The organism is Arthrobacter sp. 2RAF22 (genome assembly GCF_052115325.1).
Lineage (GTDB): Bacteria > Actinomycetota > Actinomycetes > Actinomycetales > Micrococcaceae > Arthrobacter.
On record NZ_JBFRGL010000004.1, the window covers coordinates 24,764 to 42,135 of the forward strand.

Below are 17,372 nucleotides of genomic sequence, written 5' to 3' on the forward strand. Positions count from 1 at the left end.
AGAGCATGACGGACGAACTTTCATCGGCAACTCGGCCCATTCTTGCCATTATTGATTCCAACATCATTCACGGTCGAATTGCGTTCGAAGGCAAACCTTGGGAACAGATTAGCGATCATCAAAGTGCCGGCCGTGTTGAGTTGTACTTTCCAGAAGTGGTCTTGAAGGAGCTGACCCGGCACAGAAGCGATGCTATCCGGGAAGTTACAAAGCAGAACATCAATAAGTTCAAAAAAGCGTTGGATGAGCTCAAGAGATCAAAAGCAACCTTTGATCCCGTTGATTTTGACGCGCTCGACGGTTTGGTAGATGTCCACATGAACGCCGAGTACGTAATGGGTCGACTCAGAGAAGCCGTGGCAGAAGTGGGCGGCACCATCCTCCCTGCACCGAACGTGGATGCCGAACATTTGGCGTCAGCAGCGATTTGTCGACAGAAGCCATTCAAGACTAATGGTGAGGGCGTAGGGGACTATCTCATTTGGCGAACGGTGGTCGGCATTGCACAGTCTCACCCAAACCGCGAAATCTACTTTGTGAGCAATAATTATAAGGACTTCTCGGTGAGTGCGAAGGTAAGGGACAAGCCGAACGCCGACCTCGCAAAGGATCTGCCAGGGGAGTGCCAGTTCAGCATTCTCGGAACTCTCGGGATGCTAAACACTCTCTTGAATAATCGGCGTGATGCTTCTCGACCATCCCCGGACGCTACAGAGAAAACCCTGGGTGAATCTGCACCAGCCCAAGTGGAATCATCACCACAGTGGGAATACGATGAGTCCGACACCAGCGCGCTGGACGCCTTGGTGGCAAAAGCTTGCCTCGATTACCTCGATACGGATGTCATGTATCAGGAAGTCGCTGATACCAGTTACGACCGCAGTTCGGGTATTGAGGTCGTCGGAAACAAGTACCCCCGCGAATTCCAGAACGCAACCATCTCCTACATAGAAGGAGACCCTGCCACCGTTACGTGGCAGCGTGATGAGGACTTTGACGGAACGACCATCATCGGTACCGCAACAGTCGAAGGTCAGATCGAGTTCGAGGGCTATATGTTCAAGAGCGACCTTGCTTTGGCTGACGCCAGCCCGGAAATCCATGTGAGCAACAGCGACCACAACCGTCACATGGCGGAAGTGACGTTCGAATCAGAGTTCATTGCGGAGCTGGGGCTTCGGATCGAGGCAAACGGAGGCCCCGAAATCACAGAGCTCATGTCAATCACGGTCGGGGTCGACTAGGACGTAGAGTCGAATCGACTATCGATAGTGAAGGGAGCCCGGGGCGCTCAGCGGTCATCGCGAAGCAGCGTAGTCGTCCGCCAGCCTCAGAACACCCAGCAGGGTTCGGGGCGAAGCCCCGCCGCGGGCGGGTGGCCGTTCTGCGGGACCTGGCGGAGCCGTGCTGTTGTCGCAGGTATGCCACGACGTTCCTAATGAGATTTCCTCTCGATATACGCTAAAGATCTGTTTAGGGTATATCCCCTGGTGGTGGTGCGATGGCATGCTCCCACGTCTAATGTGGGCGCGGCAAACCGGCGTTGTGTTATACACCGATATCGTGGAACACGCGGATAAAGACAACTTAATCAGCGCAAGTACGCGGATGAGACCACCACAGCATGAGTCGATCGACGACATCCCGGAAGAGCAACCCTGCCCTGCGGACGGTGGCGTAAGGGTGGCTCTCAAGAAGTCGGACCTGTACAAAACACGGGTGGGCGGGCAACCCGATCAAGGAGCGCGCCCTCCTTCGGGAATTGCGCAAGGTCCTGTCTGACGGCTTCGACAGTGCGAGCATGATGGAACTCATCGACAGGCTCAAGGAGCACGATGAGTACCGCTAACGCCCACCTCACCATCGCGGGCATCGGAGTCGACGTTGCCTACAAGGACATCAAGAACCTGCACATCTCTGTGTACCCGCCCGTGGGTCGGGTACGGGTCGCTGCGCCGCAGCGTACCCACGAGGACACAATCCGGCTTGCCATAGTGCAGCGATTGCCCTGGATCAAGCGCCAGCGCGATCGGCTCCAAAGGGCCCAGCGCCAATCACGGCGGGAGATGCTCTCAGACGAAACCCCCTACGTTTGGGGGGAGCGTTACCAGCTCGGTGTCTCACGCACTAGCGGCAACTACAGCGTCCAGACAAAGGGCAAAACTCTCTGGATTACAACGCCGGAAGGTACCGACGCCGATGGTCGCCTCTCCACGTTGGACCGCTGGTACCGCCGTGAGCTCAAGGCGGCAGCCGCTCCGCTAACCGAGAGCTGGCAGCCGATCATCGGTGTCACGACGGACAAGGTCGTCGTCCGGCGCATGAAGACGAAGTGGGCGACTTGCGTCACGGAGTCGCGAACCATTTGGCTCAACCCTGAGCTTGCCAAGAAGAACCGTCGCTGCCTGGAGTACATCGTTGTTCATGAATTGATTCACCTGATTGAGCGCGGGCACGGCGAACGCTTTGTCGTTCTCATGAACCTGTTCTTRCCCGATTGGCGGGGCCGCCGCGATGAACTAAACGAAGCCCCGCTCGCCAGCGAGGAATGGCATACAGAAGGGCGCAACATGACACCATAGGCAGGCTGCATGTCGCTATGAGCCTCAGCAGGCCGTTGAGCGGGCACCGAAAACTCAAGGGATTCGCGCCCCGCCCAGCTACCATTGGAGCCACGCCGGAAGCGCGCCGCGGTCGGCGATATATTATTTGGGGAGGGTAACTCGTATGGAGCTGCTCTATGTTGTCGATCTTGAAGTTGCCGGGGACGACAGCTACAACAAGGTGCTAAGTCACGTAGCAGCGTGGCTATCTAACCCCGCAAAGGCGCTTGATGCTGAGGCTCTGCAGGAGTCGGGTGAACAGGATCTTGCACCTGGTTGGAACACTGGAGGGACGGTCCCCCGACGCGGAGAATGGCAAGTTGTCGACAACGATCACGTGCGTGCCCTCAAACTGGTCGTAAGGCAGGCAGCCGTCACCGGGCTAAACCTGACTACCCGTGTGACCGTCGGGACGACCGGAGGCACAACTCAATTCCGGATCGGGATCGGCCGTGCGACCACGCACAACGCGTTGGTTCCGGTATCTCCAACAGATGTCTACCAACCAGGCATCCTGCGTCGGTTAGACCAAGATCCAACACTATCTCTATACTCGGCTGGCCAGCCGGTCGAGGGCCGATACCTCCAGATCAAAACGGTGCCAGAAGCCGACGCGGTTGCAGGCGTGCTCCCGCTTCCAAACCGACTGCCGACGGTGTTGGTCCATGTGCGTTCTCCCGAAACTTGGGATATCGCCCGTGCGCTCTCCAAGAAGTTGCTCGGCCTTGCACAGACACTCACTCTCAACTTCGCCACGTCGCAGGCGATTACAGCGGTTCATCCCACGGTGACTGTGCCGTTCGGCGGCCTAATCCTCGTTTGGCCAGCCATCGCCGCCAATCCGGTCACCATTAGTGCCGACGAGATTCGTGAGCGAGGTACGGAACAGATTCTTCGCTCCCTGACCCGCCGGTTGGGCTCTATTGCGGCTTTGGGACACGGGCGGGACAGGATCTGGGCGGTCGCCAAGACGGCAGATTCGGAAGCTCGGATGCAGGAACTGCTCCTGCAGGCGGAGACAGCCCGTGACCGAAGGGACTACACGGGTGAGATTGACGCACTGAACCGACAAGTGGCGGTGCTCAAGGCGTCCAACGCAGAGCTCTCGGAGATCGGCGAGGATGCGATGCGTGATGTCGATTCGGTAAGCGCCACGCTAGCAGCACGCGAAGCTGAACTGGAAAAGGCGCTCCTCGAAGCAAAATCGTGGCGGGAATCCTACGAGGGGGCGGTCTCAAGCAGCTCTGAGGCCATTCCTGTAGATCCATGGGCAGAAATTCCAACGCTTGTTCCGCACCAAAACCCCGAGAAGACATTCACGGCACTTACCGATGCGGCCATGGATCACATCGTGTTCACCGACCGGGCGCGCAAGTCGTGGGAGGACATCGAATATCCGGAGCCGTACGACATGACCGAAAAGCTCGTGCTTCTAGCACACGCTGCCGTCGCGTTGTATTCCGGGGATGAGGAAAACATGCCTCGTCTGGACGAATGGTTCAAAAGCCAACACAACCTCACGGTTGCGCTGACCGATCAGACCATAAGCAAGTGGAAACGCAAGGACATGCGTTGGCTGAACTCATTCGAGTTCGAGGAGGTCCAAGATTTGGACGCGACTCCTCACGTCAAGGTAAAGGATGCCGTGAAGTTTAACGAGTGTGGTCGAATCCATTTCGCCCTCGAACCGCAGAAAGGCCGACTCGTCGTTCAGCATGTTGGTGTGAAGACATACAAGTAGAGTCCTAGTCGTCACTGTCGATCTGACGCGCCTTGAGCTAATTTGGTAGAGCGAATATCTCGTGTCTCCGAATCGGGCGCTCAGAATCGCACTGATGGCTTCTAAGGCGATTCTGTGCGCTTTTACTTTCTCCATTTCACCTCGACGCGGCCGTAATCGAACTTTTGAACCGCTCTTTCGGCCATTTGCGGAGCTTCATCACGACTGAGCACCACGGCCGGCATTTCGACCCTCCGGTCCCGGTCCTGCCCTTCTACACCTTACGCACAGATTTCCGCTCCTCGTCACGCCGACGAGTCCCCCGATATGTCTCGGCCAACGACGTTGTGCAAATACCATCACCTCCGCGCGGAAAGCATTCCCCATCATTCACACACGTCTGGCATCCAAGCGGGGACTCACGCGTATCGACGGAAAGGTGACTGCCGCCTCTAGTCGGCGGTAGTCATGTGCCCGAACCCGTTGCGGACGATGAAGGGACGTGAAGCAACGGCGAAACAGCATCACCACCCCGTGTCCGGAGTCCGGTGCCTGTCCGCATTCCGTGGGTGTTCCCGGGGCGTTGCGGTGACGATGTCCATTGCCCGGCTGTCTGCGGATGCCGGGGTGAAGTACCTTCTGAAAACCACGGCCCATGGTGATGTGACCGTGCGCGATCTGACGGGCTACTACACGAAAACCGGTAACCCGCCCGGGACCTGGCTGGGCAGCGGCATCGACGGCATCGGCCTCGCCCCCGGCACCGTCCTGACGGATGATTCAGCGAAGGCAGTCTTCGAAGGAGCACTGCATCCGATCACCGGTGAGCCGCTGGGCCACCGACACGGACAGCGGACCACCGTCCCGACAGGACCCGGCCGGAAAACCGGAACATCAACGCGCCACCCCGTCGCAGGGTTCGACTTGACGTTCAGCGTTCCTAAGTCAGTCTCGGTCCTGTGGGCGCTCAGCCCGCAAGACGTCCGGGATCAGGTGTTCGCCGCGCATCACCGTGCCATGCAGGACACCCTGGTCTGGCTCGAGCGCCGCGCCATACGCACCCGGACCGGCCGCAACGGCGTGGCCCACGTCCCGGTCCGCGGAGCCATCGCCGCCGCGTTTGATCATTGGGAATCCCGGGCCGGTGACCCGCAACTACACACCCACCTCGTCATCGCCAACCGCGTCCAACGAACCAGCGACGGGGCGTGGACCACTCTCGATTCCCGGACCCTGTACAAGGCGGTGGTCGCGGCCAGCGAGCACTACAACGGCCTGCTCTTCGACCAGCTGCGGCGCAGCCTGGGAACCGAGACCGAACTGCGGGCACCCGCCTCGGTCGAACGCAACCCCAGCCGCGAGCTATCCGGGATCGATGCCGCTCTGATCACGGAGTTCTCCGCCCGGGCACGGAACATCGAACTGGAGAAGGACAGGCTGGTCCGGCTCTGGAACCTCGAACACGGGACCGACCCTTCCGACGCCACTGTCCTGAAGCTGCGGCAACAGGCCACCCTCTCCACCCGGACGGCCAAGGACACCCAACCCGTACCGCTGGCCGAGCGGCTTACGTCCTGGCGCCGCCGGGCCGAAGGCCTTGGCTGCAGGCCGGAGCGCTTGACTTCTGGCACTGTCGACCAGTCCCGCACCCGGCCCCTCACGAGTGCGGACCTGTCCCCGGAATGGCGGCAGGTCACCGGGCAGCTGGTAATGGACCTGGTCGCCCAAAAACGCGCCACCTGGAACCGGTGGAATCTGCTCGCCGAGGCCGAACGCGTCTGCGCCGGCATCCGGATGGCCAGCCCGGCCGAACGCGCAGCGATGATCGAGGCCCTTGCCGACACCGCCCAGACGTCCTCTATCCCGCTCAACGACCACCGGTACACCGCCCCGGACAACGCCTTGACCGATCTCGCCACCGAGGGGCACACGGTCTTCGACCCGGTCACCGGCCGGGTCTTCACCAACGCCCGCACCCTTGCCGACGAGGAAGCCATCATGGCCGCAAGCCACGCCACCGACGCGCCCAGCTTGGAACCCTGGGACGCGGTCGACGCCGTCACCGCCACGCCCGGCAGTGCGGGGCCTGTCTTGTTCGCGGACCAGCAGGACGCCGCCGTCCAGGTCCTGAGCAGCCGGCGCCGTCTGGACGCCCTCACCGGCCCGGCCGGGGCAGGGAAGACCGCCACCATGAAAGCCGTCAGCTACGGCTGGCAACAGGTCCACGGCCCCGGCAGCGTGGTCGCCCTCGCCCCGGCCGCCGTGTCCGCCGACGTCCTCGGTGACGCGTTGGGACTCGGAGCGGAGAACGTGACGAAGTGGCTCTACGAATCCAACGGCCCCGGAGCAGCCAACCGCGCCCGCCGTTACCTCCTCGCCGAACACGCCCTGGAACGCTCCCTGGCCACTGGCCCGACTCAAAAATGGCGGCGGCAGGCGGCGCAGGTCCTCGCCACCGTCACTGCCGAGCAGTTCCGTTGGCAGCTCCGCCCGGGCCAGCTGGTCATCATCGACGAAGCCTCCATGGTCTCCACCTACCAGCTCGCCGCCCTCACCGGAATGGCGGCCGCGGAAGGGGCGAAACTGGTGCTGGTCGGTGACCCGGCCCAGCTGGACTCCATCGACGCCGGCGGGATGCTCGGCTGGCTCGACCGCGCCGGCCGGGCAGTGCGGCTGACCTCGCTGCACCGCTTCACCCACGCCTGGGAAAGCGCCGCCTCGCTCCAGCTGCGGGCAGGGAACTGGGACGGGGTCCTCGAATACCAGCGACACGGCCGGATCATGGCCGGAAACGAGCACCGGATGATCGAATCGGCCTACAAGGGGTGGGCCGCGGACGTGAAAGCAGGGCTGGCTTCCATTCTCATCGGCCCGGACAATGACACCGTGACCGTCCTCAACCGGCGCGCCCAGGACGACCGGGCCGCCGCCGGAGCTGTTGACGCCCGGCACACCGTGCCCCTGTCCGACGGCCTCAGAGCCGGTTGTGGGGATGTCATCCTGGCCCGGCGCAACGACCGACGGATCAAGGATAGTCTGGGCGGGTTCATCCGTAACGGCACCCTCCTGACCATCACCGCACACCCCAGCAAAGCCGGCAGCGTGCCCTGCATCAGAAAAGACACCGGCGCCATCGTGAACCTTGACCGAAGCTACCTGTCCGGATTTGCGGAATTGGGGTACGCGACCACAGCGCACCGTTCACAGGGAATCACCGCCGATACGGGCCACACCGTCGTCACCGAAGGCAGGCTCACACGCGAGCTGTTCTACGTCGGCATGACCCGCGGCCGCACCACGAACACCGCCTACATCGTGGAACCCGACACCGACGCGGACGGAAGGATTGATCCGACAGGTCTGCCTGGCTGGCCGGAGATCCTCGGCCAGATCCTGGCCGCGGAAGGCTCCGAACGCACCGCACATGAAACCCGGCAGGAACTCCAGGACAGCACCGATACCCTCCACCAGCTCGCCGCCGAGCACGACTACCTCACCCAACTCGCCGCCGACGACGACCTCACGGATTTCCTCACCACGAACTTCCCAGGTTCGGCCGGGGATCTGCGGCGCTCCCCGGCATGGGGGCCAGCCGTCGCCGCCTGGAAGCGGCTGGCAGCACATGACCGGAACCTGGCCGAGCACGAAGTGCTCAACGCAATGACGCCCCGCGGCGACGTCCGCGACCTGACGGCCATCATCCACAACCGGCTACGCACCGCCGCAAAACGACACGAAGCACCCGACGGTCTTCTCCGGTACCCCGGCAACCGTTCCGACCTGAGCAACCTCATTACCCAGGTCGAACAGCGCATCCGCAACCGCGCCAAACTCGTGGCCACGCGCATCCCTACCGGCCAGGAACCATGGGTGCAGGACCTGGCCTCGCAACTCCGGAACATCCCGGACCCGGACCGGCGACGCCGTGCGCTGCAGGAAATCCTCATCTACCGGGACCGCTGGGCCATCACCGACAACACCAACCCGCTCGGAACCCCTGCAAGCTGGGAGGAACCGGACATGCATAACCAACGCCAACGGCTTCAGACGAAGCTCTCCCGTGTTGCCCAGGCCCGCACCAGCCCCGCCACGGCAGCAGTGGACCCCTACCAGCCGTCCTCTTCGACACGGGACATAGGACTGCGGATCTAGAGTTAGACCTCGCACTTCCCATCGCGGGCCGACATGCCGACCGCTCAGAAAGTGGAATCCTTTCGATAAGGAGAAGCGAAGGAATCTCACGTCAGCGGAAATGACCGTGCTCAGAGTCGATGCTTTGGAGCTCATCGGTCAGATGGCGCAATTACTTCTCCTGGTCCCAGATTTGCAATCGCCATCGAACTCCGGCTCCTCATACATGATCAGCGGTGTGAACCCTCCCAGAGCCGCCGGCGACAGGCAGGTGGTGCAGCCAGGGCGCGTCACTCGTGTCCCTGAGACAGGGAGCGCCTTGGGGGCGAATCCGGTCTAAACCCAGTCAGATCGTGTGTTCTCCAGTAAGATCGGGACAGACAGCGACCAGGCGGCCGCTGCCTATCCCGAGGAGCGCAGTTGTGAGTGAACCGTGGCTTGCTGCCGACGCGATTGCAGCCCACCTCGGCGTGACCAAGGAGACCGTCTATACCTGGATCGCCGAACGTTCCATGCCCGCCCACAAGGTCGGCAGGCTCTGGAAGTTCCAGACGAGCGAGGTCGACGCCTGGGTCCGCAGCGGCGGGGCCGCAATCTCGGACGAGGGCGATGGCAGTGGAAGACCCTAAGCAGTGCTGGCGGCCCGGGAAGCCCTCTCGGCCCGGAATACATGCATGAACGTAGAAAGATTGAACTGTGGCGCTGAAAAAATCTGACCTGTACTCCTCACTGTGGAGCAGCGCCGACGAGCTGCGCGGATCGATGGACGCCAGCCAGTACAAGGACTACGTCCTCACGCTGCTGTTCGTGAAGTACGTCTCCGACAAGGCGAAGGCTGATAAGTCGGCGCTCATCTACGTCCCTGACGACGGCTCCTTCGACTACCTGATCTCGCTCAAAGGGAAGCCCGACGTTGGCGAGAAGGTTAACGTCGCGATCCGGCGTCTCGCCGAAGAGAACGACCTGCTGGGCGTCATCAACAACGCCAACTTCGACGACCCCGCCAAGCTGGGCTCCGGCAAGGAGCTGCAGGACAAGGTCTCGAACCTAATCGGCATCTTTCAGGACATGGACTTCACCGGCTCCAAAGCCGAAGGGGACGACCTCCTGGGTGACGCCTACGAGTACCTCATGCGGCACTTCGCCACCCAGTCGGGTAAGAGTAAGGGCCAGTTCTACACCCCAGCCGAGGTGTCCCGCGTGATGGCGCAGCTGCTCCAAATCCCTGCCGACACCCCGAAGTCCACTACTGTGTACGATCCGACTTGCGGCTCCGGATCGCTGCTGATCAAAGTCGCCGACGCAGCCCCGAATGGCCTGACGATCTACGGCCAGGAGAACGACAACGCCACCTGGGCGCTCGCGCGGATGAACATGATTCTGCACGGCAACGAGACCCACGACCTGCGCCAGGGCAACACGCTGGCGAACCCGAAGTTCACCTACAACGGCAACCTCCAGACATTCGACTACCTCGTGGCCAACCCGCCGTTCTCGGTCAAGACGTGGCACAACGGCTTCGACGATTCCTTCGGACGTTTCGACGGCTTCGACACCCCACCGGACAAGAACGGTGACTACGCGTTCCTCCTGCACATGGTCAAGTCATTGCGGCCGCGAGGGAAGGGCGTCGTTGTCCTCCCGCATGGTGTGCTCTTCCGCGGAAACTCCGAGGCAAGGATCCGCACAGAGCTGATCAAGCGCGGCTACATCAAGGCGATCATCGGTCTGCCGACGAACCTCTTCTACGGCACCGGAATCCCCGCCTGCCTGATCGTGCTCGACAAGGAGGACGCACAGGCACGCACCGGCATCTTCATGATCGACGCGAGCAAGGGTTTCGCAAAGGACGGCCCCAAAAACCGGTTGCGCCCCCGCGACATGCACAAGATTGTCGACGCCTTCACCGGTGGTAAGGAGATCGCGCGTTACTCCCGGATGGTGCCGGTCAGCGAGATCGCGGATCCGAAAAACGACTACAACCTCAACATCCCGCGCTACATTGACTCTTCCGAGCCCGAGGACATCCAAGACCTCCATGCCCACATGCTCGGCGGCATCCCGAACCGCGACCTCGACGCACTCCAGCCCTACTGGGACGCGTTCCCGAGCCTCCGCAGCGAACTCTTCGCGCCAATGCGTGACGGCTACTCGGAGTTGAAGGTCGAGTCGAGCGAGATCCGGTCGACTGTTACCGGCTCCGGGGAGTACGAAGCTTTCAATCGCGACACTACGAACACGGTGAAGCAGTGGTGGGCGAGCAAGCGCGGGCTGCTCGAGAAGATCGAACCGAACACCACGCCGAACGAACTCATCCACAACATCTCCGAGGCACTACTGGAGGCGTTCCGGTCGCGACCCTTGATCGACGAATACGGTGTCTACGAGCAGCTCATGAGCTACTGGAACGATGTCATGCACGACGACGTCTTCCTGATCGCGAATGAAGGCTGGACTCAGGCGGTGCAGCCGCGCCCAGCACGCATGTGGCAGGACAAGAATAATAAGCCCAAAAACGAAGACGCCCACGTCGCCTTCGGCACTGGAGCGAGGGCACAGCGTTGGGTCATGGACCTCATCCCACCCGAGTACGTCATTGCCCGCTACTTCGCCGCTGAGCAGGACTCGCTCGACCGATTGATTGAGGCGCGGGACACTGCGACGCTCACCATCGCTGAATACATTGAACAGCACGCAATCGAGGGAGGCTTCCTCTTCGATGTAGCAGATGACGAGGGCAAGCTCACCAACGCAGCAGCGACGAAGGCCCTGAAGGAACTTAAAGCAGCGAAGGGCGACACCGACGAAATTGCGGCGCTGACCAAGGTCATCGCCCTCTACACGGCAGAGACCAAGGCAAAGGGTGCTGTGAGAGACGCCACGATCGCCCTCAACGAAAAGGTAGTCGCGAAGTACAAGCTGCTCACCGAGACTGATGTACAGGCTCTCGTCATCAATGATAAGTGGGGGGCCAAGCTCCAGCGACAGGTCAACGGTGAGGTGACGGCGCTCGGGCAGCTCTTGATAGCCCGACTTGGTGTGCTGGCGCTTCGCTACGAGTTCGACATGCCCAGGTTGGAACGGAACATTGAGCGGCTGTCCGCGAAGGTCGACCAACATCTAATCGAGATGAAGGTGAATCGGTGACTTCGGGATCTGATCTTCTTTTGCTGGGTGACATTGTTCGCCGTGAACGGGGGTCCATACGAACGGGCCCCTTTGGAACGACGCTCAAGGCTTCGGAATACGCACCGGTTGGAGTGCCGGTCGTCTCAGTAGGGGAGGTTGGCTACGGCACCTTTCGGATTCACAAAGAAACGCGTCGCGTTGGGCCGGAGGTTCTTAAGCGCCTTCCCGTGTATCGCTTGAACGTCGGCGACATCGTGTTCGCGCGCAAGGGTTCTGTCGATCGTTGTGCTACGGTTCGTGACGCTCAGGAAGGGTGGTTCCTTGGATCCGATGGAATCCGGGTCCGCCTTGGGCGCGGCAGCCAGGTAAACCCCATTTATCTTGGGTATGCATTGCGCGCAGCGGACGTTCGACGGTGGCTTCTCCGCAACGCGACCGGGACAACAATGGCAACGCTGAATCAGGATCTCCTCGAAAGTGTTCCTGTTTGGATCCCAGAGCGCCGCGAACAAGACCGAATTGCGTCAGCACTGGAAGATGCCTCAGGTCTCATCGATGCCTTGGAGGGGCTGATCGCGAAGAAGCGTGATGTCAAGCAGGGCATGATGCAGGAACTCCTCACCGGCAACTCCCGTCTCCCCGGCTTTACCGGGAAATGGGAGCTACTCCCGGTGGCGGACAACTCGCATCTTAAAGCTCGTATCGGCTGGCAGGGGCTCACCACCGGCGAGTACTTGACTTCTGGTGAGTATCGACTCGTCGGTGGCACTGACTTCAAGAACGGCCACGTCAATTGGGGATCCACCGCGTTCGTGGACAAGTGGCGCTTCGATCAGGACAAAAACATTCAACTCGTTAATGGTGATGTCCTCATAACCAAGGATGGCACCATTGGGAAAGTGGCAATTGTTGATTCGATGCCGGGCCCGTCAACGCTGAACAGCGGCGTATTCGTTCTGCGCCCGAAGCGTGATGCCTACGATTCAGGTTTTATTTACTGGATGCTGCGGTCTCGCGTATTCGAAGAGTTCGTTGCTGGTCTCAGCGCGGGCTCGACGATCACCCACCTCTATCAGCGAGATCTGGTTACCCTTGAACTTTTGGTTCCGCCCACCCTCGAAGAGCAAGCAGCGATTTCCCGAATCTTGACGGATGCTGACGTTGAAATCGTTGCCTTGGAACGTCGTCTGGAGTCTGCTCGTGGGGTGAAGGTTGGGATTATGCAGGAGCTGTTGACTGGCCGGACCCGCCTGCCTGTGAAGGAGGAAGCATGAGCACGGTCGGGCAGAAGGAGCGCGAGACCCAGGAGCGGGTGGTCAAGCTCTTCCAAGACAAGCTGGACTACACCTATGGCGGGAACCTGAAGGATCGGGACAACCGCAACGTCGATGAAGCCAAGCTCCGCGCTTACCTGCTCGGTCGTGGGTACGACGAGGCTCTGGTCTCTCGAGCGGTACATGAGCTCCTGACCGCTGCAGCGTTCGGCGGCAGCTCTTCGTTGTACGACCAGAACCGCAAGGTCTATGAGCTGCTCAGATACGGCGCGAAGGTCAAGACCGACGTCGACCAGGCCACCCAGTCAGTCCACCTGATCGACTGGACCAATCCGGCAAAGAACGATTTCGTCGTGGCCGAAGAAGTCACGGTCAAGGGCCAGCACACGAAGCGACCCGACCTCGTCCTCTACGTGAACGGGATCGCCCTCGGTGTGGTGGAGTTGAAGCGCTCGACGGTGAGCGTCGCCAGCGGCATCCGCCAGAACATCGGCAACCAGCGCCACGACTTCGTCCGTCCGTTCTTCACGACCGTCCAGCTGCTGTTCGCGGGCAACGATGTGGAGGGTCTGCACTACGGAGTGATCGAGACCGCGGAGAAGTACTGGCTGCGGTGGAAGGAGGAAGGCGAGAACGCTGACCTTGACCTCGCGATCACCCAGATGTGCTCCAAAGAGCGCTTCCTCGAGATCATCCACGACTTCATCGTCTACGACGTCGGCGTGAAGAAGTCCCCGCGCCACAACCAGTACTTCGGCGTCAAGGCCTCTCAGGCTCGCGTCGCGAAGCGTGAGGGCGGCATCATCTGGCACACCCAGGGGTCGGGCAAGAGCCTGACGATGGTGTGGCTGGCCAAGTGGATCCTGGAGACCCAGCATGATGCCCGCGTCCTTGTGATCACCGACCGCACTGAGCTGGACGAGCAGATCGAGGGCGGCTTCTCCGGGGTCGGGGAGAAGATCGTCCGCACCCAGTCGGGCGCGGACATGCTCGCGATGCTCAACACCTCGAACCCGCGGCTCATGTGCTCTCTGGTGCACAAGTTCCGCGGCACCGACGAAGAGGCCCGGGACAAGGACGCCGAGGACTTCGCGAAGGAACTCAAGACGAAGATCCCTGAGAGTTTCAGGGCCAAGGGCAACATCTTCGTGTTCGTCGACGAGGCCCACCGCACGCAGAGTGGCAAGATGCACCGCATCATGAAAGACCTGCTGCCGGGGGCGATGTTCATCGGATTCACCGGCACGCCGTTGCTGAAGAGCGACAAGAAGACCAGCATCGAGACGTTTGGGTCGTTCATCCACACTTACAAGTTCGACGAGGCCGTCCGTGACGGTGTCGTACTCGACCTGAAGTACGAGGCGCGCAAGGTCGAGCAGGAGCTCCAGGGATCCACGGCGGTCGACAAGTGGTTCGACGCCAAGACCCGCAACCTCACCGACCTGTCGAAGGCGCGGCTGAAGCAGAAGTGGGGCACGATCCAGAAGGTCTTCTCCTCTGCACCCCGCTCGGCGCAGATCGTCCAGGACATCCTCATGGACATGGAGACCCAGCCGCGGTTGATCAGCGGCCGGGGCAACGCCATGTTGGTGAGCGACTCGGTCTATCAGGCCTGCACCTTCTACGAGGCCTTCGTGAAGAGCGGCTTCAGGGGCAAGGTCGCGATCGTCACCAGCTACAAGCCCAACCCGACCGCGATCTCCAAGGAAGACGCGGGCGAGGGCGACACGGAAGAGCTCCGCAAGTACGAGATTTACCGGCAGATGCTCGGCGACTACTTCGGCGAGCACCCTGACAAGGCCATCAGCCGGGTCGAAGAGTTCGAGACCGATGCCAAGAAGAAGTTCGTCAACGAGCCCGGCCAGATGCGGCTGCTCATCGTGGTCGACAAACTCCTGACCGGTTTCGACGCGCCGAGTGCGACGTACCTGTACATCGACAAGAGAATGCGCGACCACGGCCTCTTCCAAGCAATCTGCCGCGTCAACCGTCTCGACGGCGACGACAAGACCTACGGGTACATCGTCGACTACCGTGACCTGTTCAAATCGCTCGACAAGACCGTGACCGACTACACCGCCGAAGCCTTCGGCGAATACGAGGCCGATGACGTCGACGGACTGATCAGCGACCGCAACGAGCAGGACCGCAAAGATCTCGAGGAAGCTCTCGACGCCGTCCGTGCCCTGTGCGAGCCGGTCGCCCCGCCCAAAGGCACGCTCGAATACCAGCACTACTTCGTTGCGTCCACGCCCGGCGATGCCGACCAGATCAAGGACAACGAACCCAGACGGGTCCTGCTCTACAAGTCCGTTGCCACCCTCGTTCGCGCCTTCGGAGCCGTCGCCTGCGACATGGAAGCCGCCGGCTACACAGCCGCTGAGATCGCGTCGATCAAGGACGAGGTCGCCCACTACGCCGCCGTCAAGAGCGAGGTCGAGGCCGGAGCCGGCGAGAACATCGACATGAAGCAGTACGAGGCCGGGATGCGCCAACTGCTCGATACCTACATCAACGCCAAACCCGTCGAACAGGTCGCCGACCTGGAGAAGACCCTCGTCCAGCTGATCGTCGAGCGCGGGCCCGACGCAATCGACACACTGCCACCTGGAATTAAGGGCAGCAGCGCAGCCACGGCTGAGACGATCATCAACAACGTCCGCAAGACCATCGTCGACGAGCACGCAATGAACCCGCGCTACTACGAGCACATGTCAGAACTCCTCGACGCACTCATCGAGAAGCAGAAGGAAGACGCCGAGGACTACGCGGACTACCTCCGCAAACTTGTCGAGCTGACGAAGAAGGTCGGCACCCGGGAGGCAGCAGACGGCAGGACCTACCCGGAATGGGCGAACACACCAGCGCGTCGGGCGATCCTGGACTTTGTCTGGCATCCAGCAGATCTGGCCGTCGACCACGAAGCACTGCATCACCGAATCCAAGCGAGCAAGGAACACGGATGGGCCGACGCCGGTGCCGGCAGGATGAAGGAACGCGCGCTCGCTCGTGAGCTGCGCAACGAACTCCCAGGCGTCGAAGAGGATTCACTTGCGGAGTTCATCGAACTGTTGAAGAACAACGATGAGTACCGTTAACGCCTACCTCACCGTTGCGGGCCTTGGCGTCGACGTCGTGTACAAAAACATCAAGAACCTGCACATCTCGGTTTACCCGCCGGTGGGCAGGGTGCGGGTCGCCGCACCGCAGCGGACCACTGAAGACGCTATCCGGCTCGCGGTCGTGCAGCGGCTGTCGTGGATCAAGCGTAAGCGGGAGCAGCTCCAGAACGCGGACAGGCAGACTGAACGCAGGATGGTCTCGGGGGAGACGCACTTCGTATGGGGGCAGCGGTATCTCCTGGACGTCTCCAAGTCGAGCGGTGCGTACGGTGTCGAGATCAAGGGCAACACGCTCTGGGTGATCACTCCACCCGGAACTGACGCCGCCGGGCGGTTCGGAGCACTGGATCGTTGGTACCGGCGTGAATTGAAGGCCGTCGTGCCCGCGCTGCTGGAGAAGTGGCAGCCAATCCTCGGGGTCGAGGCTGTCAAGTTCGTCGTGCGCCGGATGAAGACCAAGTGGGGCACCTGCATCACCACGTCACGGACGATCTGGCTCAACCCCGAGTTGGTGAAGAAGGCTCCGCGGTGTCTGGAGTACGTTGTCGTCCACGAGTTGATGCACCTGCTGGAGCGTGGCCACGGCGAGAAGTTCGTGGCTCTTATGGACCGATTCCTGCCGGACTGGCGAGCACGTCGAGACGAGCTGAACGAGGCACCGCTGGGGTATGAGGAGTGGGGCGAAGACGAGCAGGCACGATGAAGCGGTGCGGCGGCGTGGCCGGATGCGAATCATGCTGCACGAGGACGACATAGGGGCCCTCGTGGAATGGTTACAGGCACGGAACCAAAAGACGGGCGAATGGTGGATGGAACCAGAGCCCGACCCTTTCAGGTAGCGGCTAGCCCGCAGGAAGTCCGCAGGAGGGCCGTGGGCACTTTTTGGGCACATTTTGGGCACATCCGATGTAAAAACGGGTGATTTGAGGTAACCAAAATCCTTGAATTCTAGGGATTTTTCATGCCCTCATTGGGGCTGAAAAGGTTTCAAATCCCACCGTCACCGCCAATGAAAACCCCCGGAATTCCGGGGGTTTTCTGCATTCCCGGGGCCTTCGTGGTGCATTTTTGGTGCATGTTTCGAGGAAGAGTCACCTCCCACCTCGGCTACGCGATGCCCTTGGCTGTTACGCAACGTGCAGAGTCCCCGAGTGGATACAGAAGATGGCCAACCGCGCCAGTTGACGAGCACAACTCACCTGTCCGTGTTAGGAATGTTTGCGTCGCTGCCGAGGCAGATCTTTTACCAGCTCGGTTCCAAGGAAGCCAGGGCGTCGGCCCCGTCCCCCGGAAAGCGCTCCCGTCGGCGCTAACCGATGAACTCGCCATGACGTGGGTTCCACCGTTCAATCTCTCTTCCGCTACCACAGACGGGATCTCGCGGAGCAATGGC

The 17,372-nt window shown here is 61.1% G+C and carries 9 protein-coding genes; all 9 read left to right on the plus strand.

Annotated features, from left to right (window positions below):
- Positions 1 to 5: 5 nt before the first annotated feature.
- The 9 genes from AB4068_RS05570 (at position 6) to AB4068_RS05610 (ending at position 16,682) form a co-directional block, all read left to right on the plus strand.
- Positions 6 to 1,244 carry a PIN domain-containing protein gene (locus AB4068_RS05570; protein ID WP_441432875.1) on the plus strand — a complete coding sequence of 413 codons (1,239 nt, stop codon included), beginning with the start codon at positions 6 to 8 and terminating at the stop codon, positions 1,242 to 1,244.
- 591 nt (positions 1,245 to 1,835) lie between these two features.
- Positions 1,836 to 2,582: a M48 family metallopeptidase gene (locus AB4068_RS05575; RefSeq protein WP_441432876.1), complete on the plus strand. Its 747-nt coding sequence runs from the start codon at positions 1,836 to 1,838 to the stop codon at positions 2,580 to 2,582.
- 145 nt (positions 2,583 to 2,727) lie between these two features.
- Entirely contained in the window at positions 2,728 to 4,344 is a 1,617-nt protein-coding gene (locus AB4068_RS05580; RefSeq protein WP_441432877.1) for a hypothetical protein, read from the plus strand.
- A gap of 573 nt (positions 4,345 to 4,917) precedes the next feature.
- Complete coding sequence (gene mobF / locus AB4068_RS05585; RefSeq protein ID WP_441432931.1) at positions 4,918 to 8,475, plus strand: MobF family relaxase; 3,558 nt, start codon at positions 4,918 to 4,920, stop codon at positions 8,473 to 8,475.
- A 401-nt stretch (positions 8,476 to 8,876) separates the two neighbouring features.
- Positions 8,877 to 9,083 (plus strand): helix-turn-helix domain-containing protein, encoded by a 207-nt coding sequence (locus AB4068_RS05590; RefSeq protein WP_377953475.1) that lies wholly within the window; start codon positions 8,877 to 8,879, stop codon positions 9,081 to 9,083.
- A gap of 67 nt (positions 9,084 to 9,150) precedes the next feature.
- A complete protein-coding gene (locus AB4068_RS05595; RefSeq protein ID WP_441432878.1) occupies positions 9,151 to 11,601 on the plus strand; it encodes an N-6 DNA methylase in 2,451 nt (816 codons plus the stop codon).
- Positions 11,598 to 12,857, plus strand: coding sequence for a restriction endonuclease subunit S (locus AB4068_RS05600; RefSeq protein WP_441432879.1), 1,260 nt, complete (start codon positions 11,598 to 11,600; stop codon positions 12,855 to 12,857). The genes AB4068_RS05595 and AB4068_RS05600 overlap by 4 nt, the downstream gene beginning before the upstream one ends.
- Complete coding sequence (locus AB4068_RS05605; RefSeq protein ID WP_441432880.1) at positions 12,854 to 15,955, plus strand: type I restriction endonuclease subunit R; 3,102 nt, start codon at positions 12,854 to 12,856, stop codon at positions 15,953 to 15,955. The genes AB4068_RS05600 and AB4068_RS05605 overlap by 4 nt, the downstream gene beginning before the upstream one ends.
- Entirely contained in the window at positions 15,942 to 16,682 is a 741-nt protein-coding gene (locus AB4068_RS05610; RefSeq protein WP_441432881.1) for a M48 family metallopeptidase, read from the plus strand. The genes AB4068_RS05605 and AB4068_RS05610 overlap by 14 nt, the downstream gene beginning before the upstream one ends.
- Positions 16,683 to 17,372: the final 690 nt, after the last annotated feature.